Below are 25,538 nucleotides of genomic sequence, written 5' to 3' on the forward strand. Positions count from 1 at the left end.
GAGGTGTTTCACGTGAAACAATTCGATGTGCTCGTCATCGGTGGCGGACATGCCGGCGCGGATGCCGCCGACGCCGCGGCCCGGATGGGCGCGCGCACCGCGCTTGTCACCCTGTCGCGCGACGGGATCGGCGTGATGTCCTGCAACCCGGCCATCGGCGGCCTCGGCAAGGGCCACCTCGTGCGCGAAATCGACGCGCTTGATGGCGTGATGGGCCGCGTCGCGGATCGCGCCGGGATCCAGTTTCGCCTGCTCAACCGCCGCAAGGGCCCCGCTGTCCAGGGCCCCCGCGCGCAAGCTGACCGGCGAATCTACCGCGAAGAGATGCAGCGCGCCCTCGCCAGCCGGATCAACCTCGAGATCATCGAGGGCGAGGCCGCGGACTTCCGAATGAACGGCGACACCGTCACCGGCGTGATCCTCGCCGACGGCAGCGAGATCGCGGCGAGTGCCGTGATCCTCACCACAGGCACCTTCCTGCGCGGCGTCATTCATATCGGCGATGTCGCGCGCCCTGGCGGGCGCATGGGCGATCCGCCCAGCCTCCGCCTTGCCCAACGCATGGACAGCTTTGGCCTTCCCCTCGGCCGCCTCAAGACCGGCACGCCCCCGCGCCTCGACGGGCGCAGCATCAACTGGGACGGCCTCGACATGCAGCCCCCGGATGACGACCCGGTGATGTTTTCCTTCCTCTCCGACGCGCCCACGGCGCGGCAGGTTTCCTGCGGCATCACCCATACCAATGCCCGCACCCACGACATCATCCGCGACAATCTCGACCGCTCGGCCATGTATGGCGGGCATATCGACGGCATCGGTCCGCGCTATTGCCCCTCGATCGAGGACAAAATCGTGCGTTTCGCTGACAAGACATCGCACCAGATTTTCCTCGAACCAGAGAGCCTTTCCGATTCGGTAATCTACCCGAACGGTATTTCCACTTCGTTACCGGTCGAGGTGCAGGAGGCGTATGTGTGCTCCATCGCCGGGCTGGAAAACGCTGAAATCCTTCAGCCCGGCTATGCCATCGAGTATGACTACGTCGATCCACGGGCGCTCGACCACCGCCTCGCGCTGCGCGACGTGCCGGGGCTCTTCCTTGCCGGGCAGATCAACGGCACCACCGGCTACGAGGAGGCCGCGGCACAAGGGCTCGTTGCCGGGCTCAACGCCGCGCGCCATGCTGCGGGCGAGCCGCCGCTCACCTTCAGCCGCACCGACAGCTATATTGGCGTGATGATCGACGATCTCACCACCCGCGGCGTGACCGAGCCCTACCGCATGTTCACCTCCCGCGCCGAGTTTCGCCTGTCGCTGCGCGCCGACAATGCCGATCAGCGGCTCACACCCCTTGGGATCGACGCGGGGTGCGTCGGTGAGGACCGCCGCCGCGCATTCGAGGAGAAGATGAGCCGCCTCGACGCCGCGCGCAGCCTTCTCGACGCCGAGAGTTACACCCCCCGCGATCTCTCTTCCGCCGGGATCGCGGTCAACCAGGACGGCACGCGCCGTAACGGGATGCAGGTTCTCGCCTTCCCCGGTACCGAGTTGGCCGACCTTGCGCCCCTCACCCCGGCGCTTGCCGATGTCGACCCCGACATCGCCGCCCAGCTCAAGAAGGACGCGACCTACGCCAATTACATCGCCCGACAGGCCCGCGACGTGGAAATACTGCGCCGGGACGAGGGCGTGGCCATCCCCGAGGGGTTCGACTACGGCGGAATCGACGGCCTCTCCAACGAGCTCAAGGCCAAGCTTTCCGCCGCGCGCCCCGAAACGCTCGCCCAGGCGGCGCGCATCGACGGTATGACACCTGCGGCGCTTGCGCTGATCCTCGTCTGCCTGCGCCGGGGCGAGCGGGCACAGAGCGCATGATCCTCCGGGATGTTTCACGTGAAACAAGGGAGCGGCTAAACCTCTACGCCACGCTCATTGAAAAGTGGAACCCGCGCATAAACCTCGTCTCGCGCGCTTCCCTTCCCCATCTGCAAGCCCGCCATTTCGAGGATTCCGCACAGCTTCACGCCCTCGCCCCGACTCCCGTCGCCCATTGGGTTGATCTTGGCTCCGGTGGCGGCTTTCCGGGGCTCGTGATCGCCATCCTCGCGCAGGAGACCGGCTCCCCCGCCCGCGTCACCCTCGTCGAATCGGACGCGCGCAAATCCGCCTTCCTGCGCACCGTGATTCGCGAGACAGGGATCGCTGCCACCGTTCGCACCGAGCGAATCGAGAAGATGGACCCACTCGCCGCCGATGTGCTCAGCGCCCGCGCGCTCGCCGATCTCTCTGCGCTTCTTGGCTACGCCGCGCGCCATCTCGCCCCCGGCGGCACGGCGCTCTTTCCCAAGGGGGCAACATGGCGGCAAGAGCTGACAGAGGCGCAAAGCAAGTGGCAATTTATCTCCCGGGTTGATAAAAGCAGGACAGACCCCGAAGCCGTCATCCTGCGCGTCACAGGAGTATCCCGTGCCTGATTCCAGCCCGATTACCACCCCCCGCATCATCGCGGTCGCCAATCAAAAGGGCGGCGTGGGCAAGACCACGACAACCATCAATCTTGGCGCCGCGCTCGCGGATTCCGGTGCGCGCGTGCTGATCGTCGATCTCGACCCGCAGGGCAACGCGTCCACCGGGCTCGGGATAGAGGCCAGCGCGCGCGATATCACCACCTACGATTTCCTGCTCGACGAGGCCACGCTCGACGAGGCCGTGCAGCCCACCAATCATGACCGGCTGTCGATCATCCCCGCCACTGTCGATCTGTCCTCGGCGGATATAGAGCTTTTCTCCAATGAAAAGCGCAGCTTCCTGCTGCACGATGCGCTGCGCCAGCCGGGGATGGAGGCGCTCGCCCCCGATTACGTGCTGATCGACTGTCCGCCCTCGCTCAACCTGCTGACGGTCAACGCGATGGTCGCGGCGCATTCGGTGTTGATCCCGCTCCAGGCCGAATTCTTCGCGCTCGAGGGCCTGTCGCAGCTCATGCTGACGATTCGCGAGGTGCGGCAAAGCGCCAATCCCGACCTGCGCATCGAGGGGGTTCTGCTGACGATGGTGGACGGGCGCAACAACCTCTCCGCACAGGTCGAGGCCGATGCCCGCGACACGCTTGGCGATCTCGTCTTTGCCACGCGCATCCCACGCAACGTCCGGGTGAGCGAGGCGCCGTCCTACGCCATGCCGGTCCTGACCTACGATAGCACCTCCAAGGGTGCGCAGGCCTACCGCGATCTCGCGGGCGAGATTGTCCGCAGGCACGCGCGCGTCGCGGCATAAGAAAAAGGAGACGAGGCGGTGAGCACGAAAAAATCCCAGCAACGCGGCCTTGGGCGCGGCCTCTCGGCCCTGATGGCCGACGTCCGCGAGACCACCGAGAGCCCCGAGAGCCAACCGCCGCAGCCCGACATGCGCGTGCCAGTGGAAAAGGTCCATCCCAACCCCGACCAGCCCCGCCGCCATTTCGACGCCGACGCATTGGCCGACCTCGCGCGCTCGATCGCCGAAAAGGGCATCATCCAGCCCCTCATCGTCCGCCAGAGCCCCGGCAAGCCCGGCGAATACGAGATCGTCGCCGGCGAGCGTCGCTGGCGTGCCGCGCAAATGGCCAAGTTGCACGAGGTGCCGGTCCTGTTGCGCGACTTCACCGATATCGAGGTGCTAGAGGTCGCGATCATCGAGAATATCCAGCGCGCCGACCTCAACCCGGTCGAAGAGGCGTCGGGCTACAGCCAGTTGATGACAAAGTTCGGTCACACCCAGGAAAAGCTGGCCGATGTCCTCGGCAAGAGCCGCAGCCACATTGCCAACGCCGTGCGTTTGCTCAACCTGCCCGAGGATGTGCAGGACCATCTGCGTAACGGCCGTCTGTCGGCGGGCCATGCGCGCGCGCTCATCACCGCGCCCGACGCGTCGGCCCTCGCCCGCAAGATCATCCAGAAGGGGCTTTCGGTCCGCGAAACCGAGAAACTCGCCAAGGCCGACCCCGCGCCGGGCCAGGGCGGCAAGAGCGGCAAGGGCAGCGGCAAGCCGGAGAAGGATGCCGACACCAAGGCGCTCGAATCCGATCTCTCGGCGGCGCTCTCGATGAAGGTGCGGATCGACCATACGCCGGGACAAGAGGGCGGCGCGCTCACCATTCGCTACGCCTCGCTCGATGATCTCGATCGGTTGATGGGCCTGCTCAGCGCCTGACCGCTCAGGTCAACAATTCGCGCAGCACCGCGTTAAGCACCGGGCGCCCCGCGCCGGTGACCCGCAGCCGCGTGCCCGCAACCTCCACCATCCCGATATCCTCCAGGTGGCGCAGCCGCGCGGCATCGAGCGGCATCCCCGCCAGCGCTTCGTGTCGTGCCATGTCGATCCCTTCGGTCAGCCGCAGCCCCATGAGCAGGTGCTCGACCGCCTGCTCACTCCGGCTCAGAGGGGCGCGCAGGCTTTCGCCTGTCCCTTTCGTCACCGCGTCGCGCCACGTCCCCGGCGCACGCCACGCCTCGGTGGCGTGCCGCTGCCCGCCGATGGTCAGCCGCCCATGCGCGCCCGGGCCGATGCCGACGTAATCGCCATAGCGCCAATACACCATGTTGTGCCGCGATTCCGCGCCGGGTTTGGCGTGGTTGGACACCTCGTAGCTCTCCAGCCCCGCCGCCCCACATATCTCCTGCGTGGCCAGATACATGTCGGCGGCGAGATCCTCCTCGGGCAGCCCGCGCAGCCGTCCGGCGGCGTAGCGCTCGCCAAACGCCGTCCCGCCCTCGATGGTGAGCTGATATAGCGACAGGTGATCCACCGCCAGATCAAGCGCCCGGCGCAGCTCTGCCTGCCAGGCGTCAAGGGTCTGATCCTGCCGTGCATAGATCAGGTCAAAACTCGTCCGATCAAAGAATTTCCTCGCGATTTCATATGCTTGCATCGCCTCCGCCGCGCTGTGCAACCGCCCCAATCGCCGCAGGTCATCGTCGTTCAGCGCCTGCACCCCCAGCGATACGCGGCTCACGCCTGCCGCGGCATAGGCCGCGAACCGCCCGGCCTCGACCGAGGTGGGGTTGGCCTCCAGCGTGATTTCCAGATCATTGGCCACGGGCCACGCCGTCCGCGCCGCCTCGATCACCGCGGCCACGGTGTCGGGCTCCATCAGGCTCGGCGTGCCGCCCCCGAAAAAGATCGAGCCCAGCACCCGATCAGGCACTAACTTGGCGTAACTCGCGATTTCTTGCAGGTAGGCGTCGCGCCACCCCGCGTGGTCGATCTCCTGCGCGACATGGCTGTTAAAGTCGCAATAGGGGCATTTCGCCTGGCAGAACGGCCAGTGCACGTAGAGGCCAAAGCCCCCTGATTGCCAGTCCTCAGCCAAAGGCGCCGTCGATCATCTTGGCAAAGGCGTCGGCGCGGTGGCTGATCCGGTTCTTTTCCCAGCGATCCATCTCGGCAAAGGTCACGTCATGCCCCTCGGGTTGAAAGATCGGATCATAGCCATGCCCCTGCGCCCCGCGCATCGGCCAGACGATCCATCCCTCGACGGTGCCCTCGAATACCTCGTCATGTCCATCGGGCCAGGCCAGCACCAGCGTGCAGCAGAACCGCGCCGTCCACGGCTGAGAAACACCGCTTTCGCGCAGGCGGTCATGCGCCTTACCCATCGCCATGATGAAATCACGACCAGAGCCTGTTTCGGCCCAATCCGCCGTATAGACGCCCGGCGACCCGTCCAGCGCGTCGATCACGATACCCGAATCGTCGGCCAGCGCCGGCAGCCCCGTGGCCTTCGCCGCCGCGTGCGCCTTGATCCGCGCGTTGCCGACAAAGGTGGTCTCGGTCTCCTCGGGCTCCGGCAGCCCACGCTCGCCCGCGCCGATCACCCGCACGCCATACGGCTCAAGCAGATGCGCAATTTCCTCCAGCTTGCCGGCATTATGTGTCGCCACCAAAAGCGTGTCGCCGTCAAACTTACGCACCGGTCGCCTCGCGCTGTTTTGCCACCAGCTCGCCCACGCCCTTCCCGGCGAGGTCGAGCAGCGTACTCATCTCGTCGCGGCTGAAGGTTGCGCCCTCGGCGCTCATCTGCACCTCGATAAGCCGCCCGGCCCCGGTCAGGATGAAATTGCCGTCAACGCCCGCCGCGCTGTCCTCGGGGTAATCGAGATCCAGCACCGGCTGCCCGGCATAGATGCCGCAGGACACCGCCGCCACCGGGTCGGGCAGCGGGTCGCTCACGACGTCCCCCGCCACCATCAGCTTGGCCACCGCCAGCCGCAGCGCCACCCAGCCGCCGGTGATCGCGGCGCAGCGCGTCCCGCCATCGGCCTGGATCACGTCGCAATCCACCGTGATCTGCCGCTCGCCCAGCGCCACCCGGTCGGTGCCCGCGCGCAGCGCCCGCCCGATCAGCCGCTGGATTTCCACCGTGCGTCCGCCTTGCTTGCCGACGGCGGCCTCGCGCCGCATCCGGCTCCCGGTCGAGCGCGGCAACATGCCGTATTCGGCGGTGACCCAGCCAAGCCCCGTCCCCTTGACAAAGGGCGGCACCCGGTCCTCGATCGTCGCGGTGCACAGAACATGCGTGTCGCCCATCTTCACGAGGCAAGAGCCTTCGGCATGTTTCAGAACGCCCGTTTCGATTGAAACGGGCCGCATTTCACTTAAATCTCTGCCAGAAGGCCGCATTACTGTCCCCTTGTGATGTTGGCCTCGGCATATAAGGGAGCGGTCCGTGATGGCAACCCCGATTGACCTTTGCCCCAAGCCGCCTTTAATGCCTGTTAACCATGAAAGCGCATCAAATGTCCGAGGATTCGAACCATCTGGCTCAGCTCAATGACCGCTCGCGCGAAGTGTTTCGCCGCGTCGTCGAGGGCTATCTTGCTACCGGCGACCCGGTCGGCTCGCGCACCCTCACCCGTGATTTCTCGGAAAAGGTGAGCGCCGCCACCATCCGCAACGTGATGCAGGATCTCGAATACATGGGCCTTCTGGGCAGCCCCCACATCAGCGCTGGGCGCGTGCCCACGCAAGAGGGGCTGCGCATGTTCGTCGATGGCCTGCTCGAGGTCGGCGGGCTCGAGGATACCGACCGCGCGCTGATCGATTCGACCATCGCCAGCAATTCCCGCGACGTCACCGGACTGCTCGACAGCATCGGCTCGGCGCTTTCGGGCGTCACGCGCGGCGCATCGCTGGTGCTCGCGCCCAAGCACGAGGCCCCGATCAAGCATATCGAGTTTGTCAGCCTCGCACATGACCGTGCGCTTGCCGTGCTGGTGTTTTCCGACGGGCAGGTGGAAAACCGGGTGTTCACCCCGCCGCCGGGTCAGACGCCAAGCTCGATGCGCGAGGCGGCCAACTTCCTCAACGCGCTGGTCGAGGGCAAGACGCTCTCGGACATGCAGCGCCGCATCACCACCGAGATCGCCGCCCGACGGCAGGAAATCGACGCGCTCGCCCACGCCTTTGTCGAAAGTGGCCTCGCCGTGTGGGAGGGCGAAGGCGAGCATCACGAGCGCCTGATCGTTCGCGGCCGCGCCAATCTCATCGACGCCGACGTGGACGAGGCCGATCTCGAGCGTATCCGCGTCCTCTTCGACGACCTCGAGCGCAAGCGCGACATCGCCGAATTCCTCGAACGCGCAGACGAGGGCGAAGGCGTGCGCATTTTTATCGGCTCAGAGAACAAACTTTTCTCACTTTCGGGTTCCTCTTTGGTCGTCTCTCCATATATGAACGCTGACCGTAAGATCATTGGCGCGGTGGGCGTAATCGGCCCGACGCGCCTTAACTACGGGCGCATTGTGCCGATCGTGGACTACACGGCACAGCTCGTGGGCAGGCTGATCTCCGACCGGAGCGAGAGGTAAGACATGGCAGAGCCGAAAGAACAGGGTTTCCTGGACGATATCGAAGACGCCGCCGCCGAAGAGCGGGATGCGGCGGACGCGGAAATATCGCCGCAGGAGGCCGAAATCGACGCCCTGCGCGCAGAGCGCGACGCGCTTCAGGACAAGTTCATGCGCGCGCTCGCCGATGCCGAGAATTCGCGCAAGCGGTCTGAAAAGGACCGGCGCGAGGCCGAAAATTACGGCGGCTCCCGGCTCGCCCGCGACATGCTGCCGGTGCATGACAATCTCAAGCGCGCGCTTGAGACCATCACCGAGGATCAGCGCGCCGCTTCCGGCGCCCTTGTCGAGGGGATAGAGCTGACGCTGCGCGAATTGCTCAACGTGTTCGCCAAGCACGGTATCACCGTGATCGACCCGCAGGTGGGCGAACGCTTCGATCCGCAGCACCACGAGGCGATGTTCGAGGCCCCCCTGCCCGGCACCAATGCCGGCGAGATCATCCAGGTCTCGGCGCAGGGTTTCATGCTGCACGATCGCATCCTGCGCCCCGCGCAGGTGGGCGTGTCCTCGAACCGGGGCTGACCCACAGGGTGGGGCTCAGTCCGCCCCGTCCACCAATGCCTTCAACTCGTAGATCAGGTCCAGCGCCTCGCGCGGGCTGAGCGTATCAGGCAGCACCTCGGCCAGCCGCGCCTCTACCTTCGAGGCGCGCGGCGCGGGGGCCGCGCTCGGCGGTGTCGCGGCAAACAGCGGCAGGTCGTCGATCAGCGCCTGCCGCGCCGCGCCGCCCTCGCGCTCGCCCTTCTCCAGCGCGTCGAGCACCACCCGCGCGCGCTCCACCACCGTCTCCGGCAGTCCCGCCAGCCGCGCCACCTGCACGCCATAGCTGCGATCCGCCGCGCCGCGCCGCACCTCGTGCAGGAAAATCACCTCACCGCCATGCTCCTTGACGCTGACCGTGGCATTGGCCACCCGGTCGAGCCGCTCGCTCAGCCGTGTCATCTCGTGGTAATGCGTGGCAAACAGCGCGCGACACCCATTCACCTCGTGCAGATGCTCCATCACCGCCCAGGCAATCGACAGCCCGTCATAGGTCGCCGTGCCGCGCCCGATCTCGTCGAGGATCACCAGCGCATGCGCGTCCGCCTGGTTGAGGATCGCCGCCGTCTCGACCATCTCCACCATGAAGGTCGAGCGCCCCCGCGCCAGGTCGTCCGACGCCCCGACCCGGCTGAATAGCTGGCTGACGATCCCGATATGCGCCGCCCGCGCGGGCACATAGCTGCCCATCTGCGCCAGGAGCGCGATCAGCGCGTTCTGCCGCAGGAAAGTGGACTTCCCGGCCATGTTCGGCCCGGTCAGCAGCCAGATATCGCTCTCGCCCCCGAGGTCGCAATCATTGGCGATGAATGGCGCGCCACCCTCGCCGCGCAGGGCACGCTCCACCACCGGGTGCCGCCCGCCCTCGATATGCAGCGCGCGGCTGCCGTCCACCCGTGGCGCGCACCAGTCCTCGGCCACTGCGATCTCTGCCAGCGCGGCCGCAAGGTCGATCTCCGCAAGCCCTGCCGCCGCCTCCCCCAGCGGCCCGGCCTGCGCCAGAATCTCCGCTTTCAGGCCGTCATAGAGCCGCCTTTCAATCTCGATGGCCCGCCCCCCAGCGTTCAGGATCCGGCTCTCGGTCTCGCTCAGCTCCGGCGTGGTAAAGCGCAACTGGCTGGCCGTGGTCTGGCGATGCCGGAACGTCTCGTTGAGCGGCGCGGCCAGCATCTTCTCGGCATGCGTCGCCGTCACCTCGACGAAATAGCCCAGCACGTTGTTGTGCTTGATCTTGAGCGAGGCGATCCCCGTCTCCCTGACATACTCTCCCTGCATCCGCGCGATCACCCCGCGCCCCTCGTCGCGCAGCTGTCGCGCCTCGTCCAGCTCGTCATCGAACCCGGCGGCGATGAACCCGCCATCGCGCGCCAGCAGCGGTGGCTCGGCCACCAGCGCCCGGTCGAGCAGGTCGCGCAGCGTTTCGTGCCCGGTGAGGGCCGCCACCGCCTCGCGCAGCCGCCCGGGCAGATCGTGACCGTCCAGCCGCGCCGCGATCTCCCCGGCCTGCGCCAGCGCATCGCGCACCGCCGCCAGATCGCGCGGCCCGCCCCGGTCAATCCCCAGTCGTGACAGCGCCCGGTCAAGATCGGGCACCTTGCGCAGGTCATCCCGCAGATCGTCCCGTAATCGGGACTGTTCCACCATAAATCCCACGCAATCAAGCCGCGCCTGTACCTCGTCGAGCCCCCGGCTCGGGCTCGACAGCCGCCGCTCCAACAGCCGTCCGCCCCCCGCCGTCACCGTTCGGTCGATCGTGGCAAGCAGCGATCCTGCGCGCCGCCCGTCGGGTCCGTGGGTCAGCTCCAGGCTGCGCCGCGTCGCCGCGTCGATCTGCATCGCCGACCCCTGCGCCTCGCGCACCGGCGGGCGCAAGAGCGGCAGCTTGCCCCGCTGCGTGATCTCCAGCCACTCGACGATTGCCCCCATCGCGGCGATCTCGGGCCGGGAGAACGCGCCATAGGCGTCGAGCGTGCCCACCCCGTAGAGCGCACAAAGCCGCGTCTCGGCCCCCGCGCTGTCAAATGCCGCCGCCCCCAGCGTGGTAAGCGCCGCCCCAGATTCAGACACTATTTCGGCGTAATCCGCCTCCTGCCCCTGCATCGCGACAAGCTCACGAGGCCCCAGCCGCGCCAATTCAGCCGCCAGCCGCGCACGTCCCAGCCCCAAGACGTGAAACGCCCCGGTAGAGATATCCACCCAGGCCAGCGCCCCTTCGCCCCGCACCTCTGCAAAGGCCGCCAAGAAATTGTGCCGCCGCGCGTCAAGCAGGCTCTCCTCGGTCAGCGTGCCGGGCGTGACCAGCCGCACCACCTCGCGCCGCACCACCGATTTCGAGCCGCGCTTCTTGGCTTCCGCCGGGTCTTCCATCTGCTCGGCGATGGCCACGCGAAACCCCTTGCGGATGAGCGACAAAAGATACCCTTCGGCGGAATGCACCGGCACCCCGCACATCGCGATATCCTCCCCCAGGTGCTTGCCCCGCTTGGTCAGCGCGATATCCAGCGCCTCGGCCGCCGCCGCCGCGTCGTCAAAGAACAACTCGTAGAAATCGCCCATCCGGTAGAACAAGAGCGCATCCGCGTGCTGCGCCTTGATCTCCAGGTATTGCGCCATCATCGGCGTTACTGTCGCGTCGGTCTCGCTCAATGCTGCCCCCTGTCGTTGGCGCGGACCTTACAAACCCCCCGGTTCGCGCGAAAGCCCCTTCCGCCTTTCGGTTGAGACAACGCCCGTCCCCCGCTATTGAAGATCGACCATCTCCGAAAAGGCCGTCCCATGACCAAACCCAAATATACCCGCGAAGAGGCCCTCGCCTTCCATCTCGAGCCGACCCCCGGCAAATTCGAGATCACGGCCACCGTGCCAATGACCACGCAGCGCGACCTCAGCCTCGCCTATTCCCCCGGCGTGGCCGTCCCTTGCGAGGAGATCGCGGCCAATCCCGAGCTTGCCTATGACTACACCAACAAGGGTAACCTCGTCGCCGTCATCTCCAACGGCACCGCGGTTCTCGGCCTCGGCAATCTCGGCGCGTTGGGCAGCAAGCCGGTGATGGAGGGCAAGGCGGTGCTGTTCAAGCGCTTCGCCGACGTCAATTCCATCGACATCGAACTCGACACCGAGGACCCGGACGCCTTCATCAACGCGGTGCGCCTCATGGGGCCTACCTTCGGCGGCATCAACCTCGAGGATATCAAGGCGCCCGAATGTTTCATCATAGAGCAACAGCTCAAGGCGGTGATGGATATCCCGGTGTTCCACGATGATCAGCACGGCACCGCGGTGATCTGCGCCGCCGGGCTCATCAACGCGCTGCATTTGTCGGGGAAAAAGATCGAGGATGTGCGCATCGTGCTCAACGGTGCGGGGGCGGCGGGCATCGCCTGCCTCGAATTGCTGAAATCAATGGGCGCGCGGCACGAAAACTGCATCATGTGCGACACCAAGGGCGTGATTTACCAGGGCCGCACAGAGGGCATGAACCAGTGGAAATCCGCCCACGCGGTCAAGACCGGGCTGCGCACCCTCGACGAGGCGATGAAGGACGCAGACGTGTTCCTCGGCGTGTCGGCCAAGGGCGCGGTGACGCAGGACATGGTCGCCTCGATGGCCGACAACCCGGTGATCTTCGCCATGGCCAACCCCGATCCAGAGATCACCCCCGAAGACGCCCACGCCGTGCGTCCCGACGCGATCGTGGCTACCGGGCGCTCGGATTATCCCAACCAGGTCAACAACGTGCTGGGATTCCCCTATCTCTTCCGTGGCGCGCTCGATGTCCATGCCCGCGCCATCAACGACGAGATGAAGATCGCCTGCGCCGAGGCGCTCGCCCGGCTCGCCCGGCTCGACGTGCCCGACGAGGTGGCGATGGCCTACGGGCGCAAGCTCAGCTTCGGGCGCGATTACATCATCCCCACACCGTTTGATCCGCGGCTCATCCATACCATCCCGCCCGCCGTGGCCCGCGCCGGGATGGAGACGGGGGCGGCGCGCCGCCCGATCGTCGACATGGACGCCTACGAGCTGTCGCTCAAGTCGCGCATGGACCCGACCGCCAACATCCTGCGCGGCATCAACGCCCGGGCCCGGCGGGCGCAGGCGCGGATGATCTTTGCCGAGGGTGACGATGCGCGCGTTCTGCGCGCCGCCGTGCAGTATCAGCGCACCGGCCTCGGCAAGGCGCTCGTGGTGGGCCGCGACGACGACGTCAAGGCCAAGCTCGACGCCATCGGCATGGCTGACGCGGTGCGCGAGCTCGAGGTCGTGAACGCCGCCAAGACCGACCGGCTCGACGAGTACAAGGCGTTCCTCTATGCGCGCCTGCAACGCAAGGGCTTCGACCGGCAGGATGTCCACCGCCTCGCCGCGCGCGACCGGCACGTGTTCGCCTCGCTGATGCTTGCCCACGGGCATGGCGACGCGCTGGTGACCGGGGCCACCCGCAAATCCGCGCATATCCTCGAACGGATCAACTACGTCTTCGACGCCGAAGCCGAGCATGGCGCGGTGGGCGTGACCGCGCTCTTGCACAAGGGGCGGATCGTGCTCATCGCCGACACCCTGGTGCACGAATGGCCCGACGAGGAGGATCTCGCCACCATCGCCACCCGCGGTGCCGACGTCGCGCGCCATCTCGGGCTCGATCCCCGCGTGGCCTTCGTCAGCTTCTCCACCTTCGGCTACCCACATTCCGAGCGCGCCGAGAAAATGCACCGCGCGCCGCGCGTACTGGAACGGCGCGGCGTCGATTTCGAATTCGAGGGCGAGATGACCGTCGATGTGGCGCTCAACGCCCGCGCGCAAGAGAATTACCCGTTCCAGCGCCTCTCGGGGCCCGCCAACGTGCTCGTGGTGCCCGCGCGCCATTCGGCGTCGATCTCGGTCAAGCTGATGCAAGAAATGGCCGGGGCCACGGTGATCGGCCCGATCCTTTCGGGCGTCGGCGCCTCGATCCAGATCTGCTCGTCCAACTTCACGTCCAACGACATCCTCAACATGGCGGTGCTGGCGGCGTGCAAGGTGGGCTGACGCAGCGCGTGCTGCGATGCTTGGCGAATGGATATTTCGGGCAAGATGAAGTCCGGTCAGGACGCCCCGGCAAACGGGGCCGCCTCGCCCCACAGCGCCCGCACCCGCGCATCGCGCCCGCAGGCCCGGCGGTAGAGCTTGTAGGCGCTCGCCTTGGTCCGCGGCCCGAACCGGGTGAGGATGATGTCGCCGCTCTTGTAGTAATCCTGGTGATAGGCCTCTGCCGGCCAGAACCTGTCGAGGTCGCGCACCGGCGTCACGATCTCGCGCCCGAGGTCGCGGGTCGCCGCCGCGATCTCTGCCTCGGCAAGCGCTCTTTCCGCCTGATCAGAGACGAAAATCGCCGTGGTATAGCTCTCCCCCCGGTCGCAGAACTGTCCTCCCGCATCGGTCGGGTCGATCGAGCGCAGGAACAGGTGCACCAACGCCTGCCGCGTCACCTGCGCCGGGTCGAACGCGATCCGCACCGCCTCCAGATGCCCGGTCCCGCCGCGCGTCACTTCGCGGTAGGTCGGGCTCTCGACCGTTCCCCCGGCAAAGCCCGACTCGGCCTCGAACACGCCGGCGACCTTCTCGAAATCGGCCTCGACGCACCAGAAACAGCCGCCCGCGACCACCAGCGTCTCGCGCTCCGACGCCTCGGCGCCCTTGCTCTGCAAGCATAGCGCCGCCGCGATCAGCAACGCCAGCATCCCCGCCTTGAGTTCCCGTATCCCGATGATCATGACCACACCCTCCTTGCCGCGCCCAAGCATGCCGCGCCGCCCTGTCATGACCAAGCGACAAGGCCGTGATCTCACGCCTTGTTGAGCGTCGTTTCACCCTTGGCCCCCTCCCGCGCCCCCGCTACCCTCGCCGGGAAAGGAGCGCGCCATGACAGATCAGCAAACCACCCACGCCGCCGAGGAGGATGCCCGCAACGCCGATATCCGCATCTGGCTCGACGGCCGCATCGTGCCAAGGGCGCAGGCGCTGGTCAGCGTCTATGACAGCGGCTTCATGCTGGGCGACGGGGTGTGGGAGGGGCTGCGCCTCTACAACGGCACCTGGGCCTTTGCCGATGAACACCTGGATCGCCTGTTCGAGGCGGCGCGCGCCATCGACCTCGATATCGGAATGACGCGGCAAGACCTGTTTCAGGCCGTGTTAGAGACACAAGCAGCCAACGACATGACCACTGACGCCCATGCCCGCCTGATGGTAACGCGGGGGATCAAGACGCGCCCCTTCCAGCATCCGTCGCTCTCGCGGCAGGGCCCCACCATCGCCATCATCATGGAGCATTCGACCCCCGCCATCGCCCGCCCCATCCGGCTCGCCACCGTGCCGCATATCCGCGGTCTGCCGATGACGCAGGACCCCAAGCTCAATTCGCATTCCAAGCTCAACTGCATCCTCGCCTGTATCGCTGCGGAAAAGGCCGGGGCCGACGAGGCGCTGATGCTCGATATCCACGGCTTCGTGAACACCACCAATGCCTGCAACTTCTTCATCGTCCGCCGCGGCGAGGTCTGGACTTCGACGGGCGACTACTGCATGAACGGCATCACCCGGGCCAAGGTGATCGACCTCTGCCGCGAGGATGGCATCCCGGTGTATGAGAAGAATTTCTCTCTGGTCGAAACCTACGGCGCTGACGAAGCGTTCCTCACCGGCACCTTCGGCGCGCAGACCCCGGTCGGCGAGATCGACGGCCGCGTCATCGGCGACGGGGTGCAGGGCCCTGTCACGACCCGTATCCAGGACCTTTACAAGGCACTGATCCGGCGCGAAACGGCTTAATGAGGGCGCAGCAGCATCGCCTTTTCCCGTGCCGCGACGATCCCCTTGAGGCCCCCCGGCACCTCCGCATCGGCCAGCACCTCGATCGCATACCGCGCCCCGTGACAGCGCGCCACCTCCTCCTCGGTGATGGAAAACGGCGGGCCGTCCATCTCCGCCTGGTCGTACTCGAACGTTACCAGCAGCTGCGGCGCGACGGCGGTGATCCCGGCCAGGTGCGCGGCATAGCGGCGGCGCATCCCCTCGGGCAGCGCCACCAGCGCCGCCCGGTCATAGACCGCGTCCACCGGGCCGAGCACGTCCGCCGTGATCTCGAAAATGTCGCCCACGAAAATGTCGATCCCGTCGGCGGAATAGCGGCGATGCGATCCCGTCGCCGTCACCTCTGGGATCACCCCCAATTCGGCGAACAGGTCGCGCACCGCGATCTCGCTTAGCTCCGCCCCCGCCACGCGATAGCTCCGCGACAAAAGCCACGGAATATCAACAGCTTTGCCACAGAGGGGCAGGAACACGCGCTGCCCGGGGACAAGCGTTAGCGCGCCAATATGCGCCTCCAGCATCCGGTTGACACGGCCCTCGTGAAAGCCAAGCCGCCCCTCTTGCCACCTGTCATGCCAGAATTGCGCGTCCATCGCCCATGCCCCCTGTATCGTCTGCCCCGATGTGGTAGCAGAGTTGCGGGCAAAGCCAAGCGCTTGTCGCTCACAAGCCGGGGAGCAAGGGGAGGGCCGGGAATGCACATCGCCATGTGGTCGGGGCCGCGCAATCTGTCCACCGCGATGATGTACGCCTTCGCCGCGCGCGGCGATTGCGCCGTGGTGGACGAGCCGTTCTATGCCGCCTACCTCGCGAAAACCGGCCTCGACCACCCGATGCGCGACGCGATCCTCGCGGCGCAGCCGCAGGACCCGACCGCGGTGGTCGAGCGGCTTTTAGGCCCTGTTCCAGCCCAAAAGCCGCATTTCTACCAAAAGCACATGGCCCAGCACATGATCCCCGGTATTCCCCGCGACTGGGTTCTTGACGTCGTGAACGTGTTTCTCATCCGTCACCCCGCGCGCGTTGCCGCCAGCTTCTCGGCCAAGTACGACAACCCCACCCTCGCCGATATCGGCTTTGTTCAGCAGGTCGAGCTTTACGAGCAACTGGTGGCAGAGGGGCAATCCCCCGTTGTGATCGATTCCGCCGATATCCGGCGCGATCCGTCAACCATGTTGCAACGGCTTTGTGCCGCCATCGGCCTCGACTGGACGCCCGCGATGCTCACCTGGCCGCGTGGCGGCCACCCCGATGATGGGGTCTGGGCCGCGCATTGGTATGGGGCCGTCCATGACAGCACCGGCTTCGCCCCCGCCGAGGGGCCGCCGCCCGCGCTCGACGGGCCGCGCGCCGCACTGGCCGAGGCGGCGATGCCCGCCTACGAGCGGCTGCGCGCCGTGGCGCTCTCGCCCGGGTAAGCAAATCCTTGCGCCACCGTGCCGGGCGCGCCGCGAACCTCCCGGTTCACGCCTTGAACCTTGCGGTTCGACTCAGCCCTTCAGCCGCCGGTTCCGCGCCGCGAGCAGTTTCAGCCGCAGCGCGTTGAGCTGGATGAACCCGGCGGCATCCTTCTGGTCATAGGCCCCGGCATCCTCCTCGAACGTCACATGCGCCTCGGAATAGAGGCTGTGATCCGACCACCGCCCGACGGTCGTGGCCGATCCCTTGTAGAGCTTCAACCGCACCGTGCCGCACACATGATGTTGCGAGTGATCAATCGCCGCCTGCAACATTTCGCGTTCCGGGCTGAACCAGAAGCCGTTATAGATCAGCTCCGCATAGCGCGGCATCAGCGAATCCTTGAGGTGCCCTGCGCCGCTGTCGAGCGTGATCTGCTCGATCCCGCGATGCGCCTCGAGCAGCACGGTGCCGCCGGGCGTCTCGTAAATGCCGCGCGATTTCATCCCGACAAAGCGGTTTTCCACGAAATCGAGCCGCCCGATGCCATGCTTTCCACCCAATTCATTGAGCTTCGTCAATATGTTAGCTGGGCTCATCGGGGTGCCGTCGATGGCCACCGCATCGCCCTTGTCAAACGTGATCTCGATGAATTCCGGGGTGTCCGGCGCGTCCTCGGGGCTCACCGTGCGCTGATAGACATAGTCCGGCGCCGCCTCTGCAGGGTCTTCGAGCACCTTGCCCTCGCTTGAGGTATGCAGCAGGTTCGCATCCACCGAAAACGGCGCCTCGCCACGCTTGTCCTTGGCAATCGGAATCTGGTTTTTCTCTGCAAAATCAAGCAGCCGCGTGCGGCTCGTCAGGTCCCATTCGCGCCACGGCGCGATCACCTTGATATCGGGGTTGAGCGCATAGGCCGCCAATTCGAACCGCACCTGGTCGTTGCCCTTGCCGGTCGCTCCGTGGGCCACGGCATCGGCCCCGGTCTCGGCCGCAATCTCCACAAGACGCTTTGAAATCAAGGGTCTGGCGATCGAGGTGCCGAGCAGGTATTGCCCCTCGTAGAGCGCGTTGGCGCGGAACATCGGAAACACGAAATCGCGGACAAACTCCTCGCGCACATCCTCGATGAAGATGTTTTCTTCCTTGATTCCAAGAAGTTTCGCCTTCTCCCGCGCGGGTTCCAGCTCTTCGCCCTGGCCCAGGTCGGCGGTAAAGGTCACCACCTCGCAGCCATATTCCGTCTGCAGCCATTTCAGGATGATCGAGGTATCGAGACCCCCGGAATAGGCCAGAACAACTTTCTTCGGCGCGGACATCATGCTTCCCCCTTCGCGGATTTCCCGCGCGATTAGCGGGTTTTGCGGGGCGGGGCAAGCCAGCCCCTTGCCAGCCGCCCGCGATTGCGTCACTGACACGGCCATGTCCGATTTCCGCGATACCGCCCGCGCCGCCGAGGCCGCCATGCGCGCCGTCTTTCCGCCGACGCCCTTGCAGCGCAACGACCACCTGTCCGAGCGTTACGACGCCGACATCTGGCTCAAGCGCGAGGATCTCAGCCCGGTGCGCTCCTACAAGCTGCGCGGTGCCTTCAACGCCATGCGCCACGTGCTCTCGGCGCGGCCCGATACCGCACAGTTCGTCTGCGCGAGCGCCGGCAATCACGCGCAGGGCGTGGCCTATATGTGCCGCCATTTCGGCGTCCGTGGCGCGATCTTCATGCCGGTGACGACGCCGCAGCAAAAGATTGGAAAGACAGAGAAATTTGGCGGCGATGCCGTTACCATCCGGCTCACCGGCGACTATTTCGACGACACACTTGCCGCCGCGCAGGAGTATTGCGCGCAGGTGGGCGGGCATTTCCTCGCGCCGTTCGACGACGAGGATGTGATCGCCGGACAGGCCAGCGTCGCGGTCGAGATAGAGATGCAGATGGAGCGGTTGCCCGATCACATGGTGCTGCCCGTCGGGGGCGGCGGGCTGTCCTCGGGCGTCTACAGCTATTTCGGTGACCGCGTACCGCTCACCCTGGTAGAGCCCGCCGGCGGGGCCTGTCTCGCCGCGGCGGTCAGGGCCGGGGCGCCGGTGCGGCTGGATCAGGTGAATACCTTTGCCGACGGGGCCGCCGTGGCGCAGATCGGCGCGCGCCCCTTCGCGCGCCTTGCTCCGCATGACGGCTTTGGCCTGATCGCTGTCGCCGAGGACCGGCTGTGCACCACCATGCTCGAAATGCTCAATGTAGAGGGCATCGTGCTCGAGCCTGCCGGGGCGCTGTCGGTTGATGCGCTCAAGGACGTGGGCGACCAGATTCGGGGCAAGACCGTGGTTTGCGTCACCTCCGGCGGCAATTTCGATTTCGAACGCCTGCCCGAGGTCAAGGAACGCGCGCAGCGCTTCTCGGGGCTCAAGAAATACTTCATCCTTCGCATGCCGCAACGCCCCGGCGCGCTGCGCGATTTTCTCGAGGTTCTTGGCCCGGATGATGACATCGCGCGCTTCGAATACCTCAAGAAATCCGCGCGCAATTTCGGCTCGGTCCTCATCGGGATAGAGACGACGCGGCCCGAGAATTTCGACGCGTTCATCGCGCGCCTCGACCAAACAGGGTTTGCGTATCGCGACATCACCCGTGACGAGGTGCTTGCCGAGTTCCTCATCTAGGCGGCGATTCCCTCCGCGATCCCGGCAAGAAACGCGGCTTTCGATGCCTCATATCCGGAAACGATCCTGGGGATATCGACGCTGTCACGCGCGCCGGCGCCTGATTTCGCCTCGCCATCGGCACACAGGTTGGCAAGTGTCTCAAAGCCGAGATTGAGCGCGCTGCCCTTCAGAAAATGCAACTGTGCCTCGAGATCATCCTCTGTCGTGGCGGTACGTAGCACCGCGAGCGCCGTCTCCACTTCCTCCAGGAACAGGTCGAGCACCTCCTCGAAAGCGTCGGCACCGATTTCTTCCCGCAGTTCCCGCACGCGAATCCAGTCTATCATGTCAGCCTCTCCCGCATTTCTGCCAGTCTCCGCACGAGGTCTTCAGAACGTGTTAACGCCGATGGGAAAATACCAGAAACTTTTATCATTCACGGGATGTAAACGCCCGTGCGGCGACCGTGTGCGCGAAACGAGAGATGGTGAGAGCGGTGCGCGGCGCAAACGTGACCAAGGATGAGATAGCCGCCAGCACCGATGCGCGGCGCGTTCTTGTCGTCGATGACAGCCGGGCGCAGCGGCGCATTCTCGGCAGTTACCTGCGGCAATGGGGCTATGTCGTCGAAGAGGCCGAAAGCGGTGGCGAAGCCATCGAGATCTGTCATCGCAATCTTCCCGAACTCGTGGTCAGCGACTGGATGATGCCGGGGATGAGCGGCCCGGAATTCTGTCGTGCCGTCCGCGGGATGAACAACGACAATTATGTCTACTTCATCCTCCTCACCTCCAAGAGCGGCAAGGAAGAGATCGCGCTCGGCCTTGATGCCGGGGCCGATGACTTCCTCACCAAGCCGGTCAATTCCGCAGAACTGCGCGCGCGCATGGCCGCCGGGATGCGCATCCTTGATATGGAGCGCGAGCTGCTTGCCAAGAACCGGCTCGTCAGGGCCACGCTCGACGAATTGCAGGCACTCTACGATTCGCTCGACAACGATCTTGTCGAGGCCAACAAGCTGCAACAGTCGTTGCTCAGCGAACGCTATCGCGATCTCGGCCCGGCAGAGGTTTCCCTCTCGCTGCATTCCTCGGGCCATGTCGGGGGCGATCTCGTGGGCATGTTCCCGATATCCGACAACCGTGTTGGTCTCTACGGGCTCGACGTGTCCGGCCACGGGATCAGCTCGGCGCTGATGACCGCACGGCTCGCTGGCTATCTCTCGGCCACCGTGCCCGAGCACAACCTCGCGCTGCACGAGATCGCGCCGGGGCGCTTCGCCGCGCGCCCCCCGGCCGAGACGGTGTCGCGGTTAAACCATGTCTTTCTCTCTGATCTCGAGACCGAGCATTACTTCACCATTGCGCTCGCCGATGTCGATCTCGCGACGGGCCGGGTAATCCTTGCGCAGGCTGGGCATCCGCACCCGGCCGTGCAGCGCGCCGACGGGTCGGTCGAGTTCGTGGGCGAGGGTGGCCTGCCCGTGGGGCTCATCGAGGGGGCGAGCTTCGACCAGGTAGAGTTCACGCTGGCACCTGGCGACCGGCTGCTCATTCATTCAGACGGGATCACTGAATGCGCCGACCCGGATGGGTTCATGCTCGGTGACACTGGCCTTGCCGCGATCATGCGTCACCTGCGCCAGACACGTGGCCCGGCCTTTCTCGAATCGCTCATGTGGAAGCTGTCCGATCACGCAGGCGAGGCGCGCTTTACCGATGATATCTCGGCGGTTCTGCTGGAATCCAGGCCCATGCCCCGGCCCGGCTGACAAAGTGGCGATCCCCGGCGTTGCCAAGCTCGCGCGCGGCGCGCGCGGGCGTGATCCACAGCGCCCGGTGCCCCGGCTCCGATGGCGGACCCAGCCGGCGCACCGGGCAGGCGCGATAAATCACGCAGAGCTTTTCCGCCCAGAGATCGTAGTCCGGCATGTAGGTGAACCGGCGAAATGCCCCGATCCGCCGCGGCCGCGCAATCAGCCAGCCGGTTTCCTCCCACACTTCGCGATAAAGCGCCCGCAGAGGTGATTCGCCCGGGTCGATGCCACCCCCGGGCAATTGCAGCTCTGGCACCGGCGTCTCCTGATGCGTCACCAGAAGCCGCCCGCCCCGCGGCAGCACGGCATAGACGCCGGGGCGGAGCTGATAGCGGATACCGGGCTGCGGGGGCTCTCCGAATCGCCGTGTCATGCCGTCTCCTTCACGCCCGCCTTGTCCTGCCCTGCCCGTCGCGATAAGCCCAAACCGCGCAGCGAAGGAAAGCCCATGACGCTTGGACAGAGGTTAGCGTGGGACGACACGGTCCTGCCGTTCCAGCTAGATCACGCGGATATCCGGGGCCGGGTCGCGCGGCTCGACGGCGTTCTCGACGCGATCCTGAAACAGCACGACTACCCGCCCCCCGTCGAGGCCCTGATCGCCGAGATGGCGCTCCTGACGGCGCTCATTGGCCAGACGATAAAGCTGCGCTGGAAGCTCTCGCTCCAGCTTCAGAGCAAGGGCGGGGTCCGCCGCATCGCCAGCGATTATTTCGCCCCCACCCGCGAGGGCGAACCGGCCCGCATGCGTGCCTATGCCAGCTTCGACCCGGACAGGATCGGCGACGGCGACGCCTTCGCGCAACTGGACGAGGGTTATTTCGCCGTGCTCCTCGATCAGGGGCAGGGCACGACACCCTACCAGGGCATCACCCCGATTACCGGCAAGGCGCTACGCAACTGCGCCGAGGCCTATTTCGCACAGTCAGAGCAATTGCCGACGCGGTTCGCACTCAGCTTCGGCAGGTCCACCGAGCAAGGCGGTGCCGAGCATTGGCGCGCGGGCGGCGTGATGCTGCAACACATGCCCAAGGCCTCGCCCTTCGCCAAGGACGGCGGTTCGGGCAAGAGCGGGCTGCTCGCCGCGCGCGACATCGTGCACGGCGACGATGCCGAGAACTGGGGCCGCGCCAATCACCTGCTCGATACGGTCGAGACGCTGGAACTGATCGGTCCGTCCGTCTCGCCGGCCGACCTCCTGGTGCGGCTCTTCCACGAAGAAGGCCCCCGCGTGTTCGAGACGCAGCCCGTGCGTTTCGGTTGCACCTGCTCCGAGGAGCGGGTGCGCAACAGCCTGTCGATATACTCGGCTCGCGACATCGCCAGCATGACCACCGCAGAGGGCATCGTCACCGCCGATTGCCAGTTCTGCGGGGCGCATTACCGGCTCGCTCCTGAAACCCTCGGCTTTGATGCCCCGGAGGCCCCGGGTGACACCGAGTGATCCCCTCACCCGCATTCTGAACGCGGCGGGCGCGCCGCGAGCGGGGTCGTCGGATTACGACCTCAACCGCGGGATCACGCTACCCGAGGGGCGAAAGCTGCGGCCCGCGGCCGTGCTCGTCGCTGTCGAGACGGGCGGCGATGCACCGCGTGTGATCCTGACCACGCGCTCTTCGGCGCTGCGGCATCATCCGGGCCAGATCGCTTTTCCCGGCGGCAAGCAGGATTTGGGCGATGCTGACCTGCACGCCACCGCCCTGCGCGAGGCGCGCGAGGAAATCGGCCTCGCCCCGGACGCCGTCGAGATTCTCGCCGACCTGCCTCGCCACGAGACCGTCACCGGTTTCGATGTCATGCCGGTGCTTGCCCGTGTCTCCACCCCTTTCAGCCCCGTGGCCGAGCCGGGCGAGGTGGCCGAGGTCTTCGCTGTCCCGCTTGCGCATGTTCTCGACCCTGCGCGTTTTCGCGTCGAGCAGCGCCGCTGGAAAGGGACGTGGCGGCGCTATTACACGGTGCCTTACGGACCGTATTACATCTGGGGCGCGACCGCCCGCATCCTGCGGGTGATGGCCGACATGGCGGGACGGCCATGAGGATCGAGGATGACTGGATCGTGCGCCCAGAGACACGCGCGGTGTTTGACGCGCTGTCCGCTGGCGGCCACAGGGCGCTGTTCGTCGGTGGCTGCGTGCGCAACGCGCTTCTCGGTGTGCCGGTGGGCGATATCGACATCGCCACCGACGCGCATCCCGAAACGGTGATGACGCTGGCGCACGAGGCGGGGCTCAAGCCGGTTCCGACCGGAATCGACCACGGTACGATCACCGTGGTCTCGGGCGGGCTGCCGCATGAGGTCACCACCTTTCGTGCCGATATAGAGACGTATGGACGACACGCGCAGGTCGCCTTTGGCCAAAGCATCGAGGCCGACGCACGCCGCCGCGATTTCACCATGAACGCGCTCTATGCCGAGTGCGATGGCCATGTGCTCGACCCGCTTGGCGGGCTGCCCGACCTGCGCGCGCGCCGCGTGCGGTTCATCGACGACCCGGCACAGCGCATTCGCGAGGATACCTTGCGCATCCTGCGATTCTTCCGCTTTCACGCCTGCTACGGCGATCCGCAAGGTGGCCTCGATCCTGACGGGCTCGCTGCCTGCGCCGCCGCTCGCGACAGCCTTGCCGCCCTCTCGCGAGAGCGGGTCGGGGCCGAGATGCGCAAGCTTCTGGCCGCGCCCGATCCCGCGCCCTCGGTCGCGGCGATGCAGGCCGCGGGCGTGCTCGGGGCGATCCTGCCGGGGGCCGACGCGGCGGCACTTGCCCCGCTCGTCCACCTGGAATCAGAGACGGATACCGCCCCCGATCCCATCCGCCGCCTTGCCGCGCTGGGCGGCGAGGATGCGTCAGAACGGCTGCGCCTCTCGCGCGCCGAAGGCCGGCGGCTGGCGCGCCTGCGCGACGGAATCGAGAGCGGCATGTCCACCGCCGAGATCGGCTATCGCTTCGGGCCCGGGGAGGGGGGCGATATCGTGCTCTTGCGCGCGGCGCTCCTTGGCACCCCGCTTGCACCGGACGCACTCGACGACATCAGGCGCGGCGCGGCGGCGGTGTGCCCGGTCCGCGCCGCCGACCTGATGCCAGAGCACTCCGGCGCCGACCTCGGTCGCCGCCTGTCCGAGATTGAGGCTCGCTGGATCGCCTCGGGTTTTACCCTGCGCCGCGAGGATCTGCTGTGAGCACGCACCGCATCCTGCGGCTCGGCGCGCGGGGCGATGGCGTGGCCGACGGACCGCTCTTCGCGCCGCGCACCCTGCCGGGCGAGGAGGTGAGCGGCACGCCCGATGGCCAGCGCCTCACCGATATTCGCATCCTAACGCCCTCGTCCGATCGCGTCCGCGCCCCTTGCCGCCATTTCGCGCAATGCGGCGGCTGCCAGCTTCAGCACGCCTCTGACGACTTTGTCGCGGAGTGGAAGGCAGAGCAGGTGCGCGCCGCCCTGCGCGGTCCTGGGATCGATGCCAAGATCGCTCCCGTTCTGACCTCGCCTCCCGCTTCGCGCCGCCGCGCGGTTCTGGCGGCGCGGCGCACGAAATCCAGCGCGCTGGCGGGCTTTCACGCGCGGGCCAGCGATCAGGTGGTCGAGGTGCCCGACTGCCACCTGCTGCACCCCGATCTCATGCCCGCGCTTGCCGCTGCCCGCGATCTTGCGCTCACCGGGACGAGCCGCAAGGCCGAAATCGCGGTCACGGCGACGCTGTCGCGCGCCGGTCTCGATCTGGCGGTCGCGGGCGGCAAGCCGCTCGACGGACCGTTGCGCCTGTCGCTCGCCGCGCTGGCCGAGCGGCATGATCTGGCGCGGCTGGCCTGGGAGGACGAAACCGTGCTCACCCGCCGCGCGCCGGTGCACGATTTTGCCGGGGTGCCGGTTGTGCCCCCGCCCGGCGCGTTCCTCCAGGCGACAGCCGAGGGCGAATCGGCCCTCGTGGCCGAGGTCATGGCGCTTCTCGACGGCGCGCGGCGGGTGGCCGATCTGTTTGCCGGGTGCGGCACCTTCACCTTTCCGCTGGCGCGGCGCGCGGCGGTGCACGCGGTCGAAGGCGCGCCCGGGATGATCGCCGCGCTCGATCACGCCGCGCGCCACGCGCAGGGGCTGCGGCCCGTCACCCACGAGGTGCGCGACCTCTTTCGCCGCCCGCTCGATGCGCAGGATTTGGCTCAGTTTGACGCCGTGGTGATCGACCCGCCGCGCGCCGGGGCCGAGGCGCAGATCGCCGAACTGGCGCGTTCGGGCGTGCCGCTCATTGCCCATGTCTCCTGCAACCCGATGACGTTTGCCCGCGATGCCGGGACGCTGTTGGCGGCGGGGTATCGAATGGGGCCGGTGCGCGTTGTCGATCAGTTCCGCTGGTCGGTGCATGTCGAGTTGGTCGCGGGCTTTCATCTGCACTGACGCGA

At 66.5% G+C, this 25,538-nt stretch carries 24 protein-coding genes; 15 read left to right on the forward strand and 9 right to left on the reverse strand.

Annotation, left to right across the window (positions count from 1 at the left end; genetic code table 11):
• The first annotated feature begins 3 nt into the window (after positions 1 to 3).
• The 4 genes from mnmG to C6W92_RS00185 all read left to right on the forward strand — a co-directional run bounded on the left by mnmG (position 4) and on the right by C6W92_RS00185 (position 4,191).
• Positions 4 to 1,875 carry a tRNA uridine-5-carboxymethylaminomethyl(34) synthesis enzyme MnmG gene (gene mnmG / locus C6W92_RS00170; protein ID WP_129431069.1) on the forward strand — a complete coding sequence of 624 codons (1,872 nt, stop codon included), beginning with the start codon at positions 4 to 6 and terminating at the stop codon, positions 1,873 to 1,875.
• The gene (gene rsmG, locus C6W92_RS00175) at positions 1,872 to 2,474 is read left to right on the forward strand and encodes a 16S rRNA (guanine(527)-N(7))-methyltransferase RsmG (protein ID WP_129431070.1); all 603 of its coding nucleotides are present in this window, start codon (positions 1,872 to 1,874) and stop codon (positions 2,472 to 2,474) included. The genes mnmG and rsmG overlap by 4 nt, the downstream gene beginning before the upstream one ends.
• On the forward strand, positions 2,467 to 3,276 hold the full coding sequence (locus C6W92_RS00180) for an AAA family ATPase (protein WP_129431071.1): 810 nt from the start codon (positions 2,467 to 2,469) through the stop codon (positions 3,274 to 3,276). Before rsmG ends, C6W92_RS00180 begins: the two co-directional genes overlap by 8 nt.
• A 72-nt stretch (positions 3,277 to 3,348) precedes the next feature.
• Entirely contained in the window at positions 3,349 to 4,191 is an 843-nt protein-coding gene (locus tag C6W92_RS00185; protein ID WP_129431289.1) for a ParB/RepB/Spo0J family partition protein, read from the forward strand.
• 4 nt (positions 4,192 to 4,195) lie between these two features.
• On the opposite strand, the gene hemW is transcribed toward C6W92_RS00185, so the two are convergent.
• The 3 genes from hemW to rph are packed head-to-tail and all read right to left on the reverse strand — an operon-like array spanning position 4,196 to position 6,660.
• Complete coding sequence (gene hemW, locus C6W92_RS00190) at positions 4,196 to 5,350, reverse strand: radical SAM family heme chaperone HemW (RefSeq protein ID WP_129431072.1); 1,155 nt, start codon at positions 5,348 to 5,350, stop codon at positions 4,196 to 4,198.
• On the reverse strand, positions 5,343 to 5,951 hold the full coding sequence (gene rdgB, locus C6W92_RS00195; RefSeq protein ID WP_104019955.1) for an RdgB/HAM1 family non-canonical purine NTP pyrophosphatase: 609 nt from the start codon (positions 5,949 to 5,951) through the stop codon (positions 5,343 to 5,345). The genes hemW and rdgB overlap by 8 nt, the downstream gene beginning before the upstream one ends.
• Positions 5,944 to 6,660 carry a ribonuclease PH gene (gene rph, locus C6W92_RS00200; RefSeq protein WP_129431073.1) on the reverse strand — a complete coding sequence of 239 codons (717 nt, stop codon included), beginning with the start codon at positions 6,658 to 6,660 and terminating at the stop codon, positions 5,944 to 5,946. Before rph ends, rdgB begins: the two co-directional genes overlap by 8 nt.
• Positions 6,661 to 6,776: 116 nt before the next feature.
• On the opposite strand from rph, the gene hrcA reads away from it, so the two are divergent.
• Together hrcA and C6W92_RS00210 are read left to right on the forward strand one after the other, a co-directional pair.
• On the forward strand, positions 6,777 to 7,847 hold the full coding sequence (hrcA, locus tag C6W92_RS00205; RefSeq protein ID WP_129431290.1) for a heat-inducible transcriptional repressor HrcA: 1,071 nt from the start codon (positions 6,777 to 6,779) through the stop codon (positions 7,845 to 7,847).
• A gap of 3 nt (positions 7,848 to 7,850) precedes the next feature.
• On the forward strand, positions 7,851 to 8,411 hold the full coding sequence (locus C6W92_RS00210) for a nucleotide exchange factor GrpE (RefSeq protein ID WP_129431074.1): 561 nt from the start codon (positions 7,851 to 7,853) through the stop codon (positions 8,409 to 8,411).
• 15 nt (positions 8,412 to 8,426) lie between these two features.
• Here the strand turns inward: C6W92_RS00210 and mutS are convergent, their stop codons facing one another.
• A complete protein-coding gene (gene mutS, locus C6W92_RS00215; protein ID WP_129431291.1) occupies positions 8,427 to 11,045 on the reverse strand; it encodes a DNA mismatch repair protein MutS in 2,619 nt (872 codons plus the stop codon).
• A gap of 159 nt (positions 11,046 to 11,204) precedes the next feature.
• Here mutS and C6W92_RS00220 point away from each other — a divergent pair, with 159 nt between their 5' ends.
• Positions 11,205 to 13,460, forward strand: a complete 2,256-nt coding sequence (locus tag C6W92_RS00220; protein WP_129431075.1) for an NADP-dependent malic enzyme — start codon at positions 11,205 to 11,207, stop codon at positions 13,458 to 13,460.
• Positions 13,461 to 13,516: 56 nt separating this feature from the next.
• On the opposite strand, the gene msrA is transcribed toward C6W92_RS00220, so the two are convergent.
• Positions 13,517 to 14,185 carry a peptide-methionine (S)-S-oxide reductase MsrA gene (gene msrA / locus C6W92_RS00225; protein ID WP_129431076.1) on the reverse strand — a complete coding sequence of 223 codons (669 nt, stop codon included), beginning with the start codon at positions 14,183 to 14,185 and terminating at the stop codon, positions 13,517 to 13,519.
• 148 nt (positions 14,186 to 14,333) lie between these two features.
• Between msrA and C6W92_RS00230 the strand changes: the two genes are divergently transcribed.
• A complete protein-coding gene (locus C6W92_RS00230; protein ID WP_129431077.1) occupies positions 14,334 to 15,242 on the forward strand; it encodes a D-amino acid aminotransferase in 909 nt (302 codons plus the stop codon).
• On the opposite strand, the gene tmpT is transcribed toward C6W92_RS00230, so the two are convergent.
• Complete coding sequence (tmpT, locus tag C6W92_RS00235; RefSeq protein WP_129431078.1) at positions 15,239 to 15,877, reverse strand: thiopurine S-methyltransferase; 639 nt, start codon at positions 15,875 to 15,877, stop codon at positions 15,239 to 15,241. The two genes, C6W92_RS00230 and tmpT, sit on opposite strands and share 4 nt — an antisense overlap.
• Before the next feature lie 102 nt (positions 15,878 to 15,979).
• Between tmpT and C6W92_RS00240 the strand changes: the two genes are divergently transcribed.
• The gene (locus tag C6W92_RS00240; RefSeq protein ID WP_129431079.1) at positions 15,980 to 16,702 is read left to right on the forward strand and encodes an HAD family hydrolase; all 723 of its coding nucleotides are present in this window, start codon (positions 15,980 to 15,982) and stop codon (positions 16,700 to 16,702) included.
• A gap of 72 nt (positions 16,703 to 16,774) precedes the next feature.
• On the opposite strand, the gene C6W92_RS00245 is transcribed toward C6W92_RS00240, so the two are convergent.
• Positions 16,775 to 18,001 carry an argininosuccinate synthase gene (locus tag C6W92_RS00245; RefSeq protein ID WP_129431080.1) on the reverse strand — a complete coding sequence of 409 codons (1,227 nt, stop codon included), beginning with the start codon at positions 17,999 to 18,001 and terminating at the stop codon, positions 16,775 to 16,777.
• A gap of 103 nt (positions 18,002 to 18,104) precedes the next feature.
• Here C6W92_RS00245 and ilvA point away from each other — a divergent pair, with 103 nt between their 5' ends.
• Positions 18,105 to 19,343 carry a threonine ammonia-lyase IlvA gene (ilvA, locus tag C6W92_RS00250; RefSeq protein WP_129431081.1) on the forward strand — a complete coding sequence of 413 codons (1,239 nt, stop codon included), beginning with the start codon at positions 18,105 to 18,107 and terminating at the stop codon, positions 19,341 to 19,343.
• Here the strand turns inward: ilvA and C6W92_RS00255 are convergent.
• Complete coding sequence (locus tag C6W92_RS00255; RefSeq protein ID WP_129431082.1) at positions 19,340 to 19,672, reverse strand: Hpt domain-containing protein; 333 nt, start codon at positions 19,670 to 19,672, stop codon at positions 19,340 to 19,342. The two genes, ilvA and C6W92_RS00255, sit on opposite strands and share 4 nt — an antisense overlap.
• Before the next feature lie 164 nt (positions 19,673 to 19,836).
• On the opposite strand from C6W92_RS00255, the gene C6W92_RS00260 reads away from it, so the two are divergent.
• Entirely contained in the window at positions 19,837 to 21,096 is a 1,260-nt protein-coding gene (locus tag C6W92_RS00260; protein ID WP_241691029.1) for a SpoIIE family protein phosphatase, read from the forward strand.
• Here C6W92_RS00260 and C6W92_RS00265 read toward each other — a convergent pair.
• Positions 21,038 to 21,514 carry an NUDIX hydrolase gene (locus C6W92_RS00265; protein ID WP_129431084.1) on the reverse strand — a complete coding sequence of 159 codons (477 nt, stop codon included), beginning with the start codon at positions 21,512 to 21,514 and terminating at the stop codon, positions 21,038 to 21,040. The two genes, C6W92_RS00260 and C6W92_RS00265, sit on opposite strands and share 59 nt — an antisense overlap.
• A 75-nt stretch (positions 21,515 to 21,589) precedes the next feature.
• Here C6W92_RS00265 and C6W92_RS00270 point away from each other — a divergent pair, with 75 nt between their 5' ends.
• The 4 genes from C6W92_RS00270 to C6W92_RS00285 are packed head-to-tail and all read left to right on the forward strand — an operon-like array spanning position 21,590 to position 25,533.
• Positions 21,590 to 22,585: an Hsp33 family molecular chaperone HslO gene (locus C6W92_RS00270; RefSeq protein ID WP_129431085.1), complete on the forward strand. Its 996-nt coding sequence runs from the start codon at positions 21,590 to 21,592 to the stop codon at positions 22,583 to 22,585.
• A complete protein-coding gene (locus C6W92_RS00275) occupies positions 22,572 to 23,177 on the forward strand; it encodes a CoA pyrophosphatase (RefSeq protein ID WP_241691030.1) in 606 nt (201 codons plus the stop codon). The genes C6W92_RS00270 and C6W92_RS00275 overlap by 14 nt, the downstream gene beginning before the upstream one ends.
• Entirely contained in the window at positions 23,174 to 24,319 is a 1,146-nt protein-coding gene (locus tag C6W92_RS00280) for a CCA tRNA nucleotidyltransferase (protein ID WP_129431087.1), read from the forward strand. Before C6W92_RS00275 ends, C6W92_RS00280 begins: the two co-directional genes overlap by 4 nt.
• Positions 24,316 to 25,533 carry a class I SAM-dependent RNA methyltransferase gene (locus tag C6W92_RS00285; protein ID WP_129431088.1) on the forward strand — a complete coding sequence of 406 codons (1,218 nt, stop codon included), beginning with the start codon at positions 24,316 to 24,318 and terminating at the stop codon, positions 25,531 to 25,533. The genes C6W92_RS00280 and C6W92_RS00285 overlap by 4 nt, the downstream gene beginning before the upstream one ends.
• Positions 25,534 to 25,538: the final 5 nt, after the last annotated feature.

This window comes from Roseovarius sp. A46, assembly GCF_004126395.1.
Taxonomy (GTDB): Bacteria; Pseudomonadota; Alphaproteobacteria; order Rhodobacterales; family Rhodobacteraceae; genus Roseovarius; species Roseovarius nitratireducens.